Genomic DNA, 17,544 nt, shown 5'->3' with positions numbered 1-17,544 from the left:
AGTTTATACAGAGTCGTTTCACAGTAATCAGAACGCAAAAAAGGCGTACCTTTAGGTACGCCTTTTAATATGGCTAGAATTATTTCAATTCTACAGTTGCGCCAGCTTCTTCCAATTGAGCTTTTAAAGCTTCAGCTGCTTCAGTAGCCACGCCTTCTTTTACAGGTGCAGGAGCGCCGTCAACGATAGCTTTAGCTTCTTTCAAGCCAAGACCAGTTGCTTCACGAACAACTTTGATTACGTTGATTTTGGATGCGCCAGCTTCTTTCAAGATTACGTCGAAGGAATCTTTAGCAGCGCCGCCGTCAGCACCACCTGCAGCTGCTACAGCTACAGGAGCTGCTGCAGTTACGCCAAATTCTTCTTCAATTGCTTTTACAAGATCATTAAGTTCAAGAATAGTTGCTTCTTTTAATTCAGCAACGATGTTTTCAATGTTCAATGCCATTTTAGTTTTCCTCCATAAAATAGTTTATTGTATCGGTCTTAAGCGACCAATGAATAATTCACAGAAATTATTATTCTGCAGCTTCTGCTGGTTGAGCGTCTGCAACAGCTTTGACAGCGTATGCAACATTGCGAACAGGTGCTTGCAATACGGAAAGCAACATGGAAAGCATACCTTCGCGGTTTGGAAGGCTTGCGATTGCTTTAACGCCTGCAGCGTCCATAACTTCGCCTTCAACGATACCAGCTTTTACAGTAACAACTTCTTGTTCTGTAGCTTTGATAAATTGTTCGATTACACGAGCAGGTGCAACAGCATCTTCTTTAGAAGTAGCCAATGCAGTTGGACCTTCTAAATGCTCAGAGAAACCTTCAAGATTCAATTCGTTTGCAGCAATGCGAGTCAAAGTATTTTTGATTACTTTGTATTCAACACCTTCAGCCAACATTTTGCGACGAAGATCAGTTGCTTGCGCAACAGTCAAACCAGAGTAACCAATCAATACAGCACCTTTTGCTTCAGAAAGAGTTTCTTTCATTTGAGCAACGATTGCTTTTTTTGATTCAGTGACAGCCATTAGATTACCTCCTTATAGATTTTGTGGTGCTCTATGTACTATCTTAGCGTAAAAACGACCTCATCGCACGCGATGAGGTCGTAACTAGTCCTAGGTTGTTCTAGTGTCAGCCTCAGCGGGCGGATTTACATCCATTATACATACCAGCCGTCTACAGCTAAGAGACATATGTGATTATTGCTCTTTAGTTACGTTGCTCAATTTGAACACGTTCAAAGGCACACCAGGGCCCATTGTAGCGGACAAGGTTACAGATTTAATGTATTGACCTTTAGCTGCTACAGGTTTAGCCTTGATAATAGTATCAACGATTGTACGGTAATTGTCAAGTAATTTTTCATCATCGAAAGAAGCTTTACCGATGGAGCAAGAAATGATACCTGCTTTATCAGTACGGTATTCGATTTTACCAGCTTTAATTTCGTTTACTGCACGAGCAACGTCTGGAGTTACAGTACCAACTTTAGGGTTTGGCATCAAGCCTTTAGGACCCAAGATTTTACCAAGACGGCCAACTTGACCCATCATGTCTGGTGTAGCAACTACTACGTCGAAGTCGCTCCAACCACCTTGGATTTTAGCTACTAACTCTTCAGAACCTACGAAATCTGCGCCAGCTTCTTCAGCTGCTTTAATGTTGTCGCCTTTAGCGAACACAAGAACGCGTTTAGTTTTGCCAGTACCATGAGGCAATACTACTGCACCACGAACTTGTTGATCAGCGTATTTAGGGTCGACATTCAAGTTGAAAGCGATTTCAACTGTTTCATCGAAATTTGCAGTTGCAGTTTTCTTAACTAACTCAATTGCTTCAACTGGTTCATAGAACTTACCAGCTTCAATAAGTTTTACTGCTTCAGCGTATTTCTTACCTACTTTTGCCATTATAATATCCTCCTTATGTGGTCAAACGGGAATTCCCTCCCACCGATTTGCGCTTATGCGCAAGTCGTACGCTTATTAGTCAACGATTTCAATGCCCATGCTGCGAGCAGTACCTTCTACCATGCGCATACCTTGTTCTACGGTATTAGCATTCAAGTCAGGCATTTTCAATTCAGCAATTTCACGAACTTTATCGCGACCTACTTTAGCTACTTTATCACGATTAGGTACACCAGAACCTTTTGGGATACCTGCAGCTTTTTTCAACAATACTGCAGCTGGTGGTGTCTTAGTGATGAAGTCGAAGCTACGATCTTCATATACGTTAATAACTACTGGAATAATCAAGCCAGCTTGTTTAGCAGTACGTTCGTTGAATTCTTTTGTGAAAGCAACGATGTTAACGCCTGCTTGACCTAATGCAGGACCAACTGGTGGTGCTGGAGTAGCTTTAGCGGCTTCAATTTGTAGTTTTACTTGTTTAACTAATTTCTTAGCCATGGGTAATTAAACCTCCTATGATTCTACTGTGGTGGTAACGGATAAACATCCTCCCACTGCAACCAAAATCGATTGCTCTTTTAGAGTTATATTTATATATTAAAGAGCTTTTTCAACTTGAGAAAACTCTACCTCTACCTCTGTATCTCGATTGAACATTTCTACATTAAGTTTCAATGTTCCTTTTTCAGGGTTAATTTCGGTAATAACACCTAGTCTATCTTCAAAGGCACCGGATGTAATGCGTACCGTTTCACCAACCTCTACATCGACGTTGATTGTTGGTTTCTTATCCAAGCCCTGAGACTTAAGTATATGTTCTACTTCGGAATCAGAAAGTGGAACTGGTTTAGTGGCAGAGCCAACGAAACCTGTTACACCTGGTGTGTTGCGCACAACATACCAAGAACGGTCGTTAACTTCCATTTCAACCAATACGTACCCAGGAAATATTTTACGTTTTACTACTTTTTTAACCCCATCTTTTTCATCTATTTCATCTTCAAGAGGTACTAGAATTCGACTAATAACATCTTGTAAGCCCATAGATTGAACCTTAAGTTCTAAAGTGGTTTTAACTTTATTTTCGTAGCCTGAATAGGTATGAATTACATACCACTTCTTATCTGCTTCCATGTAATGGCCCCCTATCCAACAATCCGCAACAACATATTAATAAGTTGAGCAAAAATCGCATCAAATACATAAATGAGTAAAGCGATAAATATAGTTACCAAAAATACTACAATTGTGTAATTGATGAGCTCTTTTCTTGTTGGCCAGACTACTTTTTTCAGTTCAGCCTTTACGCCGCGGAAGAATTTACCAAATCCGCCACGTTGTTGTACTGCTGAGTTAGACTTTGCCATTTGTTCACATCCTCAAATCAACAGGTAATGAATGATAAGAATTATTTCGTTTCACGGTGTAATGTATGTTTACCGCAGAATTTGCAATATTTCATCATTTCAATACGATCAGGATTGTTTTTCTTATTCTTGTTCGTTTGGTAATTACGTTGTTTGCAATCTGTGCAAGCTAAAGTAATGGCATTACGCATCCGGACACACCTCGCTTTATATTTACTAATAAGTCTCTTGTACTCGAAAACGCTCGACTACATACTAATGAATAGTATCATATGTGTCTAGCAATGTCAAGATTTTAAGCAACTCAAAAAAGCCAGGCACATGTACCTGACAGGAATAGTATAACAAAAAATGGCGTTCCTTGTCTAGAACTTTACACAAAAATAGGACCCCTTACGGAGTCCTATTTATTACAAAGGCTACTAATTAACCTTCGATTTCAGTTACAACGCCAGCGCCTACTGTATGGCCACCTTCGCGAATCGCGAAACGAAGACCTTCTTCGATAGCGATTGGAGTAATCAATTCGATATTCATTGTTACGTTATCGCCAGGCATACACATTTCTACACCTTCAGGAAGGTTTACAACACCTGTTACGTCTGTTGTACGGAAGTAGAATTGTGGACGGTAGTTGGAGAAGAATGGAGTATGACGGCCACCTTCTTCTTTAGTCAAAACGTATACTTCTGCTTTGAATTTTGTGTGTGGGTTGATGGAACCTGGTTTAGCCAATACTTGACCACGTTCGATGTCTTTACGGTCAACACCACGAAGCAATGCACCAACGTTGTCACCTGCTACTGCAGAGTCCAAAGTTTTGCGGAACATTTCAAGACCAGTTACAACGTATTGTTCAGCTTTATCTTTCAAGCCTACAACTTCTACTGTGTCGCCTACATTTACTTGACCACGTTCAACACGGCCAGTTGCTACTGTACCACGACCAGTGATTGTGAATACGTCTTCCACAGGCATCAAGAAAGGTTTGTCAGTATCACGAACTGGTGTTGGGATGTAGGAGTCTACAGCTGCCATCAATTCGTCGATTTTAGCTACATATTGAGCGTCGCCTTCCAAAGCTTTCAAAGCGGAACCTACAATGATAGGTACTTCGTCGCCAGGGAATTCGTAGGAGGAAAGAAGTTCACGAACTTCCATTTCTACCAATTCGATCAATTCTTCGTCGTCAACCATGTCAGCTTTGTTCAAGAATACTACGATTGCAGGAACACCAACTTGGCGAGCCAACAAGATGTGTTCGCGAGTTTGAGGCATAGGGCCGTCAGCTGCGGAACATACCAAGATAGCGCCGTCCATTTGAGCCGCACCAGTGATCATGTTTTTAACATAGTCAGCATGGCCTGGGCAGTCAACGTGTGCATAGTGACGGTTTTCAGTTTCGTATTCAACGTGTGCAGTGTTGATTGTAATACCACGTTCACGTTCTTCTGGAGCTTTATCGATCATGCTGTAATCTTGGAAATCAGCTTGGCCTTTTTCAGCCAATACTTTAGTGATTGCAGCAGTCAAAGTAGTTTTACCATGGTCAACGTGACCGATAGTACCAATGTTAACATGCGGTTTCGTACGTTCAAATTTTTCTTTTGCCATTAGGATTATATCCTCCTTCACAAAAACAAAATACTTTTATAGTATTACTATAATATAATAACCTAATTTAATCAACGGAATATACATTCCTACAGATTATTATACCATAATACACAAATGTCAATAAACAAAAAATTACATCCTATTTCGAGGGATGTAATGAGTTATAATTATATTTTTATAGTAGATACAAAAAAATCCCCACCAATGTGAGGTTTAATGGTGGCGGCACACGGATTTGAACCGCGGACACACCGGGTATGAACCGATTGCTCTAGCCAACTGAGCTATGCCGCCATGTATGGAGCTAGTGACCGGGATTGAACCGGTGACCTTATCCTTACCAAGGATACGCTCTGCCGACTGAGCTACACCAGCACAATGAACGTTCACTTCACTGTGAAATTATGGTTGCGGGGACAGGACTTGAACCTGCGACCTTCGGGTTATGAGCCCGACGAGCTACCAACTGCTCCACCCCGCTATAAATGGTGGAGGGAGAAGGATTCGAACCTTCGAAGTCGAAGACGGCAGATTTACAGTCTGCTCCCTTTGGCCGCTCGGGAATCCCTCCATAAATAAAATGGAGCTGGCGATAGGAATTGAACCCACAACCTGCTGATTACAAGTCAGCTGCTCTACCTATTGAGCTACGCCAGCATCATTACGACAAGATGCATTGTATCATCTGACACACTAAGTGTCAAGAACCTTTTAAAACTTTTTTGAAAATTTTGTTCGTTCTTCGCGGTCACCCTTAGTGCTATATCAATATATCATGAAAGTTTTTCTGACGCAAGTATTTTTTTAGAATTTTTCCAACTTCATTTTTGCCTCATAGGAACTCACATCTAAACTCACATATATAAATAGATTATTGCTAGAATAGCAACTATAATTCGATAATATCCAAACGACGCCAACGAGGATCTATTTAGATACCATAAAAAACCTTTTACCGTTATATATCCCACTATATAAGATACAACGGTGCCAATGATAAACATAATGATATCATTTAATTCCAATACATGTATGACACGCACTAAATCATACACACACACGATAATCATAACAGGCACAGCCATGATAAACGAAAAATCAGCTGCGGCCCTCCGTGTACAGCCGATAAGCATCCCCCCTGCAATGGTTGCGCCAGAGCGCGAAAATCCAGGCCATAGACAAAGCATTTGATATAGACCTATTTGAAAGCATTGATATATAGTCAAATTATTTACAGAATCCACCAATCGCCCAGATACTGTTCTTTTTTCAGCATAAATCATAAATATAGCACCTATAATAAGGCCTACTATAACGGGAATGGGTCCAAATAAATACTCTTTTATAATGTATTGCAAAAGATATCCAGCCATTAATACGGGTAACATGCCCGCACTAATATGTAGCAAGGATACGCCGCGTGTTTTTATCCAATTTTTCCGTTTCAAAAAGCCGTTAAATGTACGTCTATAATGTGTATAAATAGCAAGGATGGCACCTATCTGAATAAACACTTCAAATACATCAGCATGTGTGCCTTCAAAATTGAGCATATGCCCAATAATAATCATATGACCTGTACTCGATACAGGAATACATTCTGTTATACCTTCTATAACACCTAAAATGAGGGCTATTACATATTGTTCCATGTCATTCACCTTCTTTCAAAATGTGGTCACAACGCATGGCAATATATAATGCCCTCATTAATTAATGTAACGCTAATTAATCAATAACCATAACACGCTCAGGTTTAGTGATTGTCACTACCGCATGTTTGGGATCATTATTGTGTTCTAAGTACAATTGATCACCTTCGAGATGACCACGCCAACCTACAACAATCGGATATGTTTTACTAATAGTCTTTAATAGTTCAAGAGGATTTAAATTTAATATCGGTGCAAACAATACATTAATACCATCGATAAGAACAACTTCTGTATCACTGCGACTTAATGCACGACGAATTACTTCTTCTGCAAGTTGTGGTCTTTCATCACGAGGTACTAACAAAAACTCTTCTTCAATAAGTTGTTTTGCTTCTAAGTACTTCCACCCTTTTTGTTCAGATAATTCACGAATCAATAAACTTTTACCAGAACCAGGACCACCAACGATAAACAATATGCGTTCATCATTATTTTGAATTTGTTCCCACCGTTCTTTCACATCTTGTACAGTAACCATATCCTTGCCTCCTCGCTGTAACCGTTCCTACTTAACTGGACGGTCAGATAACATAACGGATTTGATATATTGGTTTTTATCATCTAAGGCGAACTGCAAATAGGAATTATTCGACCTTGGATTTTTATATTCATATACCGTAGCCGTTCCCGTACTAGTTGTAGATTCAGCAATACGTGTCGGCATACCATATACAAAGAGCAATAAATATTTAGTATCACCCATAGCGATACCACGACGTGTTGGTGTGTAGACATTTAATAAAACGCGATTAATAAGCGAATTACCGTCAACACTAACACCATATTCATTATAGCCTATGAACGTAGACCCAAACAGCATGCCCTGTGTACGCCATTCACCATTTGCATCATTTACAAAATGTTGATTCAAATGCAATCCGCGTAGCACAAAGTCATCCTCAGTCAACTGACCGGCATGGAAGGAATACATAGGCGCCTTAGGCAATCCAAATCGAGACCATACTTGACCATCCAAAATATCAACAGCCTCTACCGTATTATTTTTAATGGTGAAAGCCACATAGGATTTTCCATTTTGAATAGTTTCTGGTAATTGGCTATTATTATTTGTATTCGCTACGGAAGAAGAAAATTCCTTTTTTTCTGGCCATGAATTTTCGGAATGACCTTCATATAAAAAGATATATGATTCATCAGTCTGATTCCGCCACATCGCATTAGGACTACCATAGGAGAAAATCATTTCCATACGAGAACTGCCTACGCCGATATCACGAATTGTAACCAATCCTTTATCAGTAGTATGAAGATTAGTAATAGTACCAACAGGGAATAAATAAGTCGCACCTTGTCCACGCAACTGATTATCTACTAAACGCGATTTGTCTGGGCCTGTATATACAGTTATATCCATATCTTTTTCATGATATGTTGTGAATACACCCTTCACAGTCTTTTGAGCTGATGGACTAGGTACATACACATCACCAACACGATAGACCGGACCAATACTTGTACCATCTTCAGACTCGGGCTTTTGAGCCAGACTATAGTCATCCTCATCACCAAGCGCTGGTAAATTATTAGACGTGTAAGAACGTCCGATATCTGCTAGATTATTTTTTGAATCTTGTGGCATAACACCATCATTTTCACTAGCAGCTTGCCAATACTGTAAGGAGTCACCAAAAGCAGTGACAGCCAACTGTTCTGCTAACCAACCTGTTTTCGAAGATTCATCAGCAGCAGGAGCTTTCACAACAGCTACTGCATTTTTTACTTCCGGTATTGTTGGTCCTGCATCAACGGCCCCCACCGATGCGGTTCCTAAAGCACTTAACACTGCCATCATCAATGCAGTACGAGATAACATATGTTTCATTAACGTTTCTCCATTTGTTCTCTAATCCATGTTAACCAAGGCGCCAATCCATCCTTAGCAGTACAGCTAATTTCAAATATATAGCCTTGAGGATTTAAATTACGAATATCTTTAATGGCTTTATCTTTATCGAATGGCACATACGGTAATAAGTCAATCTTATTGAGCAATATAGCTTTTGATTCCTTAAAAATAAGAGGATATTTCAAAGGCTTATCTTCACCTTCTGTAACAGATAAAACGGTAACCTTCATCGCCTCACCAATATCGAACTCAGCAGGGCATACTAGATTACCTACGTTCTCGATAATAATCATATCGAGTTCATCAAGATCTAAATCAGTTATAGCATCTTGAATCATATTAGCATCTAAATGGCAACCCCCAACGGTATTAATTTGTATAACAGGCACACCTAGGGCATGAATACGTTCTGCATCCTTAGATGTAAATAAATCACCTTCGATAACAGCTAATTTATAGTCTTTAACTAAATCTTGAAGTGTTGCTTCTAGCAAAGAGGTCTTTCCGGCCCCTGGAGAGCCCATTAGATTAAAGACAAATATATTTTTTTCTTTAAATACTTGTTGTAACGATGATGCAATGGCATCATTTTTCGCCAACACATTTGTTTTTACTTCTACTTGCATATATACCTCAATCTATATCAATAGATGTCACTTGTAATTCGCGACCACCTATAGTATTTACAAAATGGCTTTCACAATGAGGACAGATGAATTTGTAATCTTGTACATCAAATATCGTATCACAATCTAAGCATTGCCCTTTAATAGGAATCGTATGAATATCGATTTTTGAATGCTCTGCCGGCGTTTTCTTTGTAACGGCATCCCAGCAGAATAAGAGTGCATCAGGTTCTACACCACTCATCAACCCCAAGTCGAGTTGCACAGAATGAATGATAGACGCATCATTGTTTTTCATGGTTTCTAAGACAATATCTAAAATACCCTCAGCGATTGACATTTCGTGCATGGTACGCCTCATAAACAGCTTCTAACATCATCGTAGTCGTAACAGAGCCCACACCACCTGGTACAGGTGTGATAGCCGAAGCTACCGTGCTCACCGCCTCATAATCAACATCCCCTACTGTTTTTCCGTCTAATTCATTAATGCCTACATCGATAACAACAGCGCCAGCTTTCACCATGTTAGCTGTAATCATATGTGCTCGGCCCGCAGCAGCAATCACGATATCAGCTTGTTGTACATGGTTTGCTAAATCAGCCGTACGAGAATGGCAAATAGAAACCGTAGCATGACGTTCAAGCACCATCAACGCTACCGGTTTGCCAATCACTTGGCTACGACCAACAACGACCACATGTTTACCTTCTAAAGGAATACCATAATGATCCAAGATTGCTAGGCATGCCTTCGCAGTACAAGGTGCAAAACCACCTTTACCAGCTGTAACAAGACCGATGTTATAAGTTGTAAGACCATCGATGTCCTTCTTAGGATTCAATGCATCGATTAATTGCTCCGTATCAATTTGTTTTGGCATCGGCATGAGTGGCAATATGCCATGCACCGCATCATCATTATTCAAAGCCATCAATGCATCGTATACCTCTTGATGCGTAGCTGTACTTGGTAGTTGCTTACGCACGAAACCATAGCCAAAATTTTTGGCCGTTTTCTCCATGAAATCCGCGTACATGTTAGCGCCATGATCATCACCAACGAGCAATACAGCCATTGTAATTGTACCGGACTCTAGACCGGTCATCTTCTCTTGTAAAATCTCTTTATGTGCATCAGCTACAGCTTTACCACGTAATTCTATCATGTATATCTCCATTCATTATCTAAAGGATAAACTTCATATAAATTCATGTAAAAAGGTGCCTATAGAGGCACCTTTAGTTTTCTCTTATTCTATTATATAACGTTTTGTCTATAGTTGCAGTTACCTATCCTGCGACTAATGACTAAATTGAACCACAATAGGTGTTCCAGGAGATACTACGGTTCCCGGTAATTGTTCCTGTGAAATCGCCTTACCAGTACCATCTGGTTTAAAGTATAAACCCGCCGTATGCAACCAATCACGTACCTCTCCAAATGTATAGCCTCTAAAGTCTGGCAATACTACACTGCCATCACCATTAGGTTTTACTGCTGGAAGTTTGGCCGCTGGTACAGCCGCTACAGTAGCGCCATCCTTAACGGAAGGTGACATTTGGTAATACCGCACTAATTGAGACACGATATTCTTAAATACTGGGGCCGCAATTTGACTACCATAGATAGAACCTTTTTTAGAATCATCGATGGCAACAAGAACAACAAATTTAGGATCTTCTACCGGACCAAAGCCTATAAAGGATGCGATATAACGTCCTGCTAAATAGCCGCCATTTTTGGTGTCTAACTTTTGAGCAGTCCCTGTTTTGCCTCCAAAGTGATAGCCTTCAACCATCGCTTTAGTACCGCCACCTTCAGAGACTTCTTTTTCAAGAATATCCGCAATCGTTTTAGCCGTTTCTTCTGGTATTGGTTGCCCCACAACTTCAGGGTCAGTAGTACTAGTTACCTCACCTTTTATATTGCTGTAAGATTTAACAATATGTGGTTTCATCATGCTACCACCATTAGCTATAGCGCCAAAAGCACGGACCATTTGCAATGGTGTTACCGCAATACCTTGACCGATGGACATGGTTGCTACATCAAGCTTACTCATATCATCAGGATTATATAAAATACCATCACCTTCACCAGGCAATTCAATACCTGTTTTAGAACCAAATCCATAGTTACGAACATATTTAGATAATATATCCGCGCCTGTAGTGGTACCAATTTCTGCCATACCTGTATTGATGGAGAACTTCAAAATATCAATCAATCGAACAGGACCATAGCCTTCACCATTCCAGTTTTGCATAACATGTCCATTGGCCACAAAGGAACCTTTGTCGTTATACACTTGGTCTAGTTTCCATTTACCTGATGCCAATGCAGCAGATGCAATAATCGGCTTGAATGTAGAACCTGGTTCATACAAATTTGTTACTGCAATATTCTTAAAATCTTCCTCTGAACCTTGACTATAATGATTTGGGTCATAGGTTGGGCGGTTCGCCATCGCCAAGATTTCACCCGTTTTAGGATCCATAACAATAACGCTAGCATGTTTAGCGCCTGTATCTTCCATGGCTTTATCGAGAGCACGTTCTGCTATAAATTGAATACTTGCATCAATCGTTAGTGTCACACTCTTACCCTTATCAGGTAAATATTTAGATAGTACGGAGCCAAAGATGGCATTCCCCTTTCTATCTGTTGCAACTAGTTCCTTTTGGATACCGCCCTTCAATTCATCATCTAGCACCATTTCAAGACCATCAAGGCCTTTATCATCGGTACCGACAAAGCCGAGCACTTGTGCGGCCAAATTACCATTAGGATAATATCGTTTAGACTCTTCTACAAAATTAAGACCTTCTACATTTTTATCCTCAATCAATTGGGCTACCGCTTTCGACTTTTCTGGTTCCATCATACGGTCAATCCATACGAACGCAGTATCCTCTTGTAATGATTTCACAATGTCCTCTTTTGACATCGTCACATATGGCGCTATAAGTTCAGCAACTTCACTAGGCGATTGCTTAATCATCTTAGGATCCGCATATAGGGATTTTGTAACCACACTCATAGCCAGTGGTCTTCCATTGCGGTCATAAATCGTACCGCGCGGAGATTGTAATTTTCTATCCACTTGCACTTGGCTCAAGTTCTTCGCCTGCAAATCAGACTTATCTATTATTTGTAAAAAGAATAAGCGCCCCACTAATACGACAGCAATACACAGCAATACGCGTACCGTATATTCAATTCGCTTATTATCATTCCCTGAAATATTCATTATGGTCTCCCACTCAATATATTACTTCGATGACCTCTGCAACTTATGGATAAGCGCTTCATATAAATCATCCGGTGTATTGTTAACGACACCATTTTGCACCTGTTGCATCAAATATTGTAACCCTTTCGCTACATTATCGCTACAGGCTTCTAGAACGCGGTTGTCATAGTTCAAATCTTTTGTATGCACAGGCATTTCTAGGCTTAAATCAGCCATGCATTCCCCGAATGCCAATGTACCATCAGTAACGGAATATGGCTTACCACAACCAAGGACGTCGGCCGCACAAACCTTCGCCAATTGCAACCATGCTTCCCGCATACTTTGACTATCTCTAAACTCGCCACTTCGAATTTCCTTGCGCATCCATTTTTTCTCATCTGCCTCTTCATTTTGCACGAAGAAATGAAAGCGCATGTGATTTTTAACAATCCACGAAACGCGACTAGCAAATTTCTTATTATAGCCGAGACGAACCAATAGGTCATAGGCCATCTCTGCGCCTAGATTATCATGGCCTCGGTCGGTATAGCGTCCATTGATAACTTGCCTAATGGTAGGCATTCCCTTTGCCACATCATGTAATAGGGCGCCCCAACGAAGTGTTAAATCAGGTTCCGTTTCCGAAACGACAGCCAATGTATGATACCATCCATCAAATTCGTGAAACGCCTTTTCTTGAGGCAATCCCACTAAATGATATAGCTCTGGCAATATAGGAACCTCTTTAATTGCCCCATTTTCAACGACGCGGCACGAACATTCTGCCAAGCGCGATTGGACGAGTACATCTAGACCCTTCGCTACCGCTGGTTCCAATAATAAACGGTCCAATTCATTTCGTACTCGTTCTAGTGAAAGCCCCGATACCCGATGAAACGCTTTAGGCATAGCCTCTAATAAGGCCTTATCAGGAAGAAAATCGAGTTTTGCTATAAATCGACAAGCTCTAAATAATCGCAGTGCATCCTCTTGAAAACGTTCTTCTGGATTCCCAATAGTGCGCAACACTTTATGCTTAATATCTCGGCGTCCACCGACGAGGTCGATAACCTCCTTATAGCGATTCATCGCCATACCATTAACGGTAAAATCGCGACGTTTTACATCTTCTTCCAACGTATCTGCATAGATAACCTCTTCAGGACGATGGCTATCTGCACCATACCGCTCCTTACGATAAGTAGCCACTTCATAATGTTTTCCATCTACAATAGCTACTACCACGCCAAAGGATTTACCTATAATACCTGTCGTTTCAATATTCGCATCGTCTAAAACAGAGATGACCTGTTCAGGTCGGGCAGATGTAACGATATCAAAATCGTGTGGCTTTACATGCATAAGCATATCTCGCACAGCGCCGCCAATGATAAAAGCCTCAAAGCCCGCTTCTTCTAAAATTGTCAGCAAACGTATAGCTTGTTCCATACATCTACCCTCCCTTCTATTTATCTTTTTATTGTACTACAAATAGAGTTATGAAAAAAGGCTCACATACTATAAGCACATTGCAGATTATGCTCATAATAGTGAACCTTTTGTATATATGTAATTATAGTGAACAAACTTTCTCCGCTATGGCAAGACCTGTTTGAGTGACGGCTAAGCCACCATCACTTGTTTCGCGAAGAGCTGCAGGCATAGCGCGGCCAATATTATTCATAGCCTCAATTACCTCATCGGTAGGAATTTGGCTTTCAATACCAGCTAAAGCAAGTTCAGCCGCTGTAATGGCATGAACGGCATACACGCCATTCCGTTTCACACAGGGCACCTCAACAAGGCCTGCCACAGGATCACACGCAAGGCCTAGTAAATTTTTCATACACAATGACACGGCATGCCCGACCTGACGAGCAGTACCGCCCATCATTTCTACAATGGCAGCTGCCGCCATACATGCAGCTGTACCAATCTCAGCTTGACAGCCACCGACCGCACCGGCTACACAAGCGCGATTAGCAACCACATTCCCTACGCCTGATGCGGCAAGGAATCCTTTCACCAAGACATCTCTATCTAGTTTGTATTGCTCAGCCACGGCCTGAATGGCGCCAGGCATAACGCCACAAGACCCCGCCGTTGGACAAGCCACAATTCTGAACATTTTCGCATTAGCTTCGTTGACCGCAATAGCATAAGACATCGCCTTATAAGCAGTTTCACTCATGAATAATGGTTTTCGTTCCATTAAACGAGCCGCATCTCCACCAGACATATTGGATTGAGTCCGCTGTAAATGACGCATACCATCATGAATAGAGGCCTCAAAAATACTTAATCGATGCTTAATTTCTTTAACGATTTCCTTTTCACTACGATCATACTGTTCTAGCTCACTGCGCATTACCACATCACCAAAAGATATGTTATTCTCTTCGCTAAGTCGGATAATATCAGCTATCGTTTCATATTCATAACTCATCATATCCTCCTATAGGGCCTCAAAGGTCATCACATCTTGGATGCCTGGGCATTCACGCATAAATTGTACTGTAATAGGGTTTACAACGGAATCTGTGGTAATCACCATAACCGCATCCTTATATTTACCCTTTCTAAACACGCGCATAGACGCAATGTTGATATCCGATTCACTCAAGGCCTGACTAATAAGAGAAATTGCACCTGGTCTATCCTCATGGAATACAACAAGGGTAAATTCATCGCCCGTAATGGACATATCATTGCCATCAACCTCGGTGATCATAATTTGACCACCACCAATCGAACGACCTACAACGGACATATGACGATTATGGTCGCCGTATAAATCAAACTTAACTACATTCGGATGGCCTATATCGAGTGGTGATTCGATGAAAGTATAGTCTAAACCTGCTTCATCAGCGAGTTCCTTCGCATTACGGATGCGTTTATCATCCTCTTTAAAACCTAATAAACCACCTAATAAGGCACGATCTGTACCATGCCCTTTATATGTTTTTGCAAACGACCCATACAAAGTCATTTCAACTTTTTTCGGTGTATTCCCAAATATACAACGAGCCATCTTGCCAAGCCGTGCTGCACCAGCGGTATGCGAACTAGATGGGCCAATCATAACAGGGCCGATAATATCAAAAATACTGTTCATAATGAACCTCTATGCATATATAAATAAAGATATAATCTAATTCTTATCTATAGTATAGCAATCAATATCGAGGCTTGTCTATATGCACAATAGAGGTATGTTTGTCCACTTATGACAAACATACCTCTATTCCATTAATTAACTATTAATATAACTCAGCCAAGAAAATAATCGCAAATCCCCACAGTACAAGACCATATGTCGTATTTATTGTTACGACAAAAAAGGCTATACCATCCAAAGATGGCATAGCCTAATTTATATAGCAACAACCCGAATCATATAAGAGAGAGGGGATTAGGGCCGCTGTTATCAAGATTTAATCCGATTAGCCCAAGATAGCTTTCATATCAGCTTCTGGAGTTGTAATTGGATGTAATTGGAATTTTTCTACCAAAATGTTCAATACATTGCTGGAGAAGAATTTAGGCAAGGAAGGTCCGATGTAGATGTTGCGGATACCCAATGCCAATAATGTTAACAAGATACATACTGCTTTTTGTTCGTACCAGGACAATACCAATGTTAATGGCAAGTCGTTTACGTCACATTCAAATGCACCAGCTAAAGCTACTGCTACTTGAATAGCGGAGTAAGCATCGTTACATTGACCCATATCAAGGATACGAGGGATACCACCGATTTCACCGATGTTAAGGTCGTTGAAGCGGAATTTACCACAAGCCAATGTCAATACTACAGTATCATCTGGAGTTTGTTTTACGAATTCTGTGTAGTAGTTACGGCCTACTTTAGCACCGTCACAACCACCAACTAAGAAGAAGTGTTTGATTGCGCCAGCTTTTACAGCGTCGATTACTTTATCAGCAATACCCAATACTGTACCGTGACCGAAACCAGTAGTTACTTCGTGACCACCGTTGATGCCAGTGAATTCTTGAGCTTCTTTGTAGCCGCCCAATTCGATGGCGCGTTCAATAACAGCGGAGAAGTCTTTAGTGCCATCAGCTTTTTCTTCTACGTGTGCACAGCCGTCGAAACCTACCATATCTGTAGTGAAGATATTAGCTTTGTAGTTTTCTTTTGGTGGCATAATGCAGTTTGTAGTGAACAAGAATGCGCCAGGAACGTCAACGAATTCTTTTTGTTGGTTTTGCCATGCAGTACCGAAGTTACCTTTCAATTGAGGATGTTTTTTCAATTCAGGGTAAGCGTGGCAAGGTAACATTTCACCATGAGTATAGATGTTTACACCTTTACCATCAGTTTGTTCCAACAATTGATTCAAGTCATGAAGGTCATGACCAGTTACAACGATGAAAGGACCTGGTTCTACAGTCAAAGGTACTGTAGTTGGTACTGGAGTACCATATGTTTCAGTGTTAGCTTTATCAAGAATAGCCATGCATTTCAAGTTGATTTGACCGAATTCCATCAACAAGTTCAACCATTCTTCAGCACTGTGGTCTTTAGCGAATTCTACCATGCCTTTGATGAACCAAGCATCAACTTCAGGATCATGGAAACCAAGGCGTGCAGCATGCCATGCATACGCAGCCATACCACGCATACCTAACAATAATGTGGAACGAAGGGATACGATATCTTCTTCACCTTTCCACAATTGTTCCCAATCGAAGTTTTGAGCTGCGCTATCGATTTTTGCATGATAAGCGTTTACTTCGTCGATGAATTCTTGAACGCGGTCTTCAGAGAAGTTTACGTTTGTTACACACATGAACAAACCGCGCATTAAATAGTCAACGCCTTCTTTAGTTTGGCCTTTTACGTCTAAAGCGCGTGCTAAACCAACTAAAGCAGCAGTTAATTCGTCTTGTAAATTAGCAACTGGTGCAGTTTTACCACATACACCTTGTACAGTACAGCCGCCTGGTGCTGCAGATTGTTCGCATTGATAACAGAACATGCTCATTTAAAAATCCTCCTTTGCGAGACTTCCTCGCATTCAAGCTAGATAATATAAAACCTATACATTACACTGATGAATTATCAGGTGTCTGATTGATTACATTGAAAGTATAACGTAAAGGTGATACAATTTCTGTAGCTTGAGCAACAATAAAAAAACTTTTTCAAAAATTTCCTGACTCTTCTTTTGGA

General features: G+C 40.7%; 19 protein-coding genes and 5 tRNA genes. All 24 read right to left on the bottom strand.

What is annotated here, in order from left to right; all coding sequences use genetic code 11:
• Window positions 1-79: 79 nt before the first annotated feature.
• The 24 genes from rplL to hcp all read right to left on the bottom strand — a co-directional run bounded on the left by rplL (window position 80) and on the right by hcp (window position 17,356).
• Window positions 80-448 (bottom strand): 50S ribosomal protein L7/L12, encoded by a 369-nt coding sequence (rplL, locus tag HMPREF1477_RS08030; RefSeq protein ID WP_005377172.1) that lies wholly within the window; start codon window positions 446-448, stop codon window positions 80-82.
• Between the two features lie 70 nt (window positions 449-518).
• Window positions 519-1,025 carry a 50S ribosomal protein L10 gene (gene rplJ, locus HMPREF1477_RS08025; RefSeq protein ID WP_005382951.1) on the bottom strand — a complete coding sequence of 169 codons (507 nt, stop codon included), beginning with the start codon at window positions 1,023-1,025 and terminating at the stop codon, window positions 519-521.
• A gap of 174 nt (window positions 1,026-1,199) precedes the next feature.
• Window positions 1,200-1,910, bottom strand: coding sequence for a 50S ribosomal protein L1 (gene rplA / locus HMPREF1477_RS08020; protein WP_005377180.1), 711 nt, complete (start codon window positions 1,908-1,910; stop codon window positions 1,200-1,202).
• A gap of 75 nt (window positions 1,911-1,985) precedes the next feature.
• On the bottom strand, window positions 1,986-2,411 hold the full coding sequence (gene rplK / locus HMPREF1477_RS08015; RefSeq protein ID WP_004693535.1) for a 50S ribosomal protein L11: 426 nt from the start codon (window positions 2,409-2,411) through the stop codon (window positions 1,986-1,988).
• A 99-nt stretch (window positions 2,412-2,510) separates the two neighbouring features.
• The gene (gene nusG, locus HMPREF1477_RS08010) at window positions 2,511-3,047 is read right to left on the bottom strand and encodes a transcription termination/antitermination protein NusG (RefSeq protein WP_005377143.1); all 537 of its coding nucleotides are present in this window, start codon (window positions 3,045-3,047) and stop codon (window positions 2,511-2,513) included.
• 11 nt (window positions 3,048-3,058) lie between these two features.
• The gene (gene secE / locus HMPREF1477_RS08005) at window positions 3,059-3,280 is read right to left on the bottom strand and encodes a preprotein translocase subunit SecE (protein WP_005377007.1); all 222 of its coding nucleotides are present in this window, start codon (window positions 3,278-3,280) and stop codon (window positions 3,059-3,061) included.
• Window positions 3,281-3,321: 41 nt separating this feature from the next.
• Complete coding sequence (gene rpmG / locus HMPREF1477_RS08000) at window positions 3,322-3,471, bottom strand: 50S ribosomal protein L33 (RefSeq protein ID WP_004693530.1); 150 nt, start codon at window positions 3,469-3,471, stop codon at window positions 3,322-3,324.
• Window positions 3,472-3,706: 235 nt separating this feature from the next.
• Window positions 3,707-4,894: an elongation factor Tu gene (gene tuf, locus HMPREF1477_RS07995; RefSeq protein WP_016476497.1), complete on the bottom strand. Its 1,188-nt coding sequence runs from the start codon at window positions 4,892-4,894 to the stop codon at window positions 3,707-3,709.
• A gap of 220 nt (window positions 4,895-5,114) precedes the next feature.
• A tRNA-Met gene (locus tag HMPREF1477_RS07990) sits at window positions 5,115-5,191 on the bottom strand.
• Between the two features lie 5 nt (window positions 5,192-5,196).
• Window positions 5,197-5,272: transfer RNA gene (locus HMPREF1477_RS07985), tRNA-Thr, on the bottom strand.
• 30 nt (window positions 5,273-5,302) lie between these two features.
• A tRNA-Met gene (locus HMPREF1477_RS07980) sits at window positions 5,303-5,378 on the bottom strand.
• 5 nt (window positions 5,379-5,383) lie between these two features.
• Window positions 5,384-5,468 (bottom strand) — tRNA-Tyr (locus HMPREF1477_RS07975).
• Between the two features lie 10 nt (window positions 5,469-5,478).
• A tRNA-Thr gene (locus tag HMPREF1477_RS07970) sits at window positions 5,479-5,554 on the bottom strand.
• Window positions 5,555-5,751: 197 nt separating this feature from the next.
• Window positions 5,752-6,549 (bottom strand): undecaprenyl-diphosphate phosphatase, encoded by a 798-nt coding sequence (locus HMPREF1477_RS07965; RefSeq protein WP_016476496.1) that lies wholly within the window; start codon window positions 6,547-6,549, stop codon window positions 5,752-5,754.
• Window positions 6,550-6,625: 76 nt separating this feature from the next.
• The gene (gene brxF, locus HMPREF1477_RS07960; protein ID WP_005377114.1) at window positions 6,626-7,090 is read right to left on the bottom strand and encodes a BREX-3 system P-loop-containing protein BrxF; all 465 of its coding nucleotides are present in this window, start codon (window positions 7,088-7,090) and stop codon (window positions 6,626-6,628) included.
• A 27-nt stretch (window positions 7,091-7,117) separates the two neighbouring features.
• Window positions 7,118-8,455 (bottom strand): hypothetical protein, encoded by a 1,338-nt coding sequence (locus HMPREF1477_RS07955; RefSeq protein ID WP_016476495.1) that lies wholly within the window; start codon window positions 8,453-8,455, stop codon window positions 7,118-7,120.
• Window positions 8,455-9,105, bottom strand: coding sequence for a hydrogenase nickel incorporation protein HypB (hypB, locus tag HMPREF1477_RS07950; RefSeq protein ID WP_005377062.1), 651 nt, complete (start codon window positions 9,103-9,105; stop codon window positions 8,455-8,457). Before hypB ends, HMPREF1477_RS07955 begins: the two co-directional genes overlap by 1 nt.
• A gap of 7 nt (window positions 9,106-9,112) precedes the next feature.
• Entirely contained in the window at window positions 9,113-9,454 is a 342-nt protein-coding gene (locus tag HMPREF1477_RS07945; protein ID WP_016476494.1) for a hydrogenase maturation nickel metallochaperone HypA, read from the bottom strand.
• Complete coding sequence (locus tag HMPREF1477_RS07940) at window positions 9,432-10,274, bottom strand: bifunctional 5,10-methylenetetrahydrofolate dehydrogenase/5,10-methenyltetrahydrofolate cyclohydrolase (RefSeq protein WP_016476493.1); 843 nt, start codon at window positions 10,272-10,274, stop codon at window positions 9,432-9,434. The genes HMPREF1477_RS07945 and HMPREF1477_RS07940 overlap by 23 nt, the downstream gene beginning before the upstream one ends.
• A gap of 135 nt (window positions 10,275-10,409) precedes the next feature.
• The gene (locus tag HMPREF1477_RS07935) at window positions 10,410-12,359 is read right to left on the bottom strand and encodes a penicillin-binding protein (RefSeq protein ID WP_016476492.1); all 1,950 of its coding nucleotides are present in this window, start codon (window positions 12,357-12,359) and stop codon (window positions 10,410-10,412) included.
• A gap of 21 nt (window positions 12,360-12,380) precedes the next feature.
• A complete protein-coding gene (locus HMPREF1477_RS07930; protein ID WP_016476491.1) occupies window positions 12,381-13,793 on the bottom strand; it encodes a CCA tRNA nucleotidyltransferase in 1,413 nt (470 codons plus the stop codon).
• Window positions 13,794-13,917: 124 nt separating this feature from the next.
• Entirely contained in the window at window positions 13,918-14,790 is an 873-nt protein-coding gene (sdaAA, locus tag HMPREF1477_RS07925; RefSeq protein ID WP_016476490.1) for an L-serine ammonia-lyase, iron-sulfur-dependent, subunit alpha, read from the bottom strand.
• A 9-nt stretch (window positions 14,791-14,799) separates the two neighbouring features.
• Complete coding sequence (sdaAB, locus tag HMPREF1477_RS07920) at window positions 14,800-15,462, bottom strand: L-serine ammonia-lyase, iron-sulfur-dependent subunit beta (RefSeq protein ID WP_005377063.1); 663 nt, start codon at window positions 15,460-15,462, stop codon at window positions 14,800-14,802.
• Window positions 15,463-15,790: 328 nt separating this feature from the next.
• Complete coding sequence (gene hcp, locus HMPREF1477_RS07915; RefSeq protein WP_016476489.1) at window positions 15,791-17,356, bottom strand: hydroxylamine reductase; 1,566 nt, start codon at window positions 17,354-17,356, stop codon at window positions 15,791-15,793.
• Between the last annotated feature and the right edge of the window lie 188 nt (window positions 17,357-17,544).

Source organism: Veillonella sp. HPA0037 (assembly GCF_000411535.1).
Taxonomy (GTDB): Bacteria; Bacillota; Negativicutes; order Veillonellales; family Veillonellaceae; genus Veillonella; species Veillonella atypica.
Note: the sequence above shows the minus strand (reverse complement) of the source record. Positions and strands in the feature narration are given on the sequence as shown.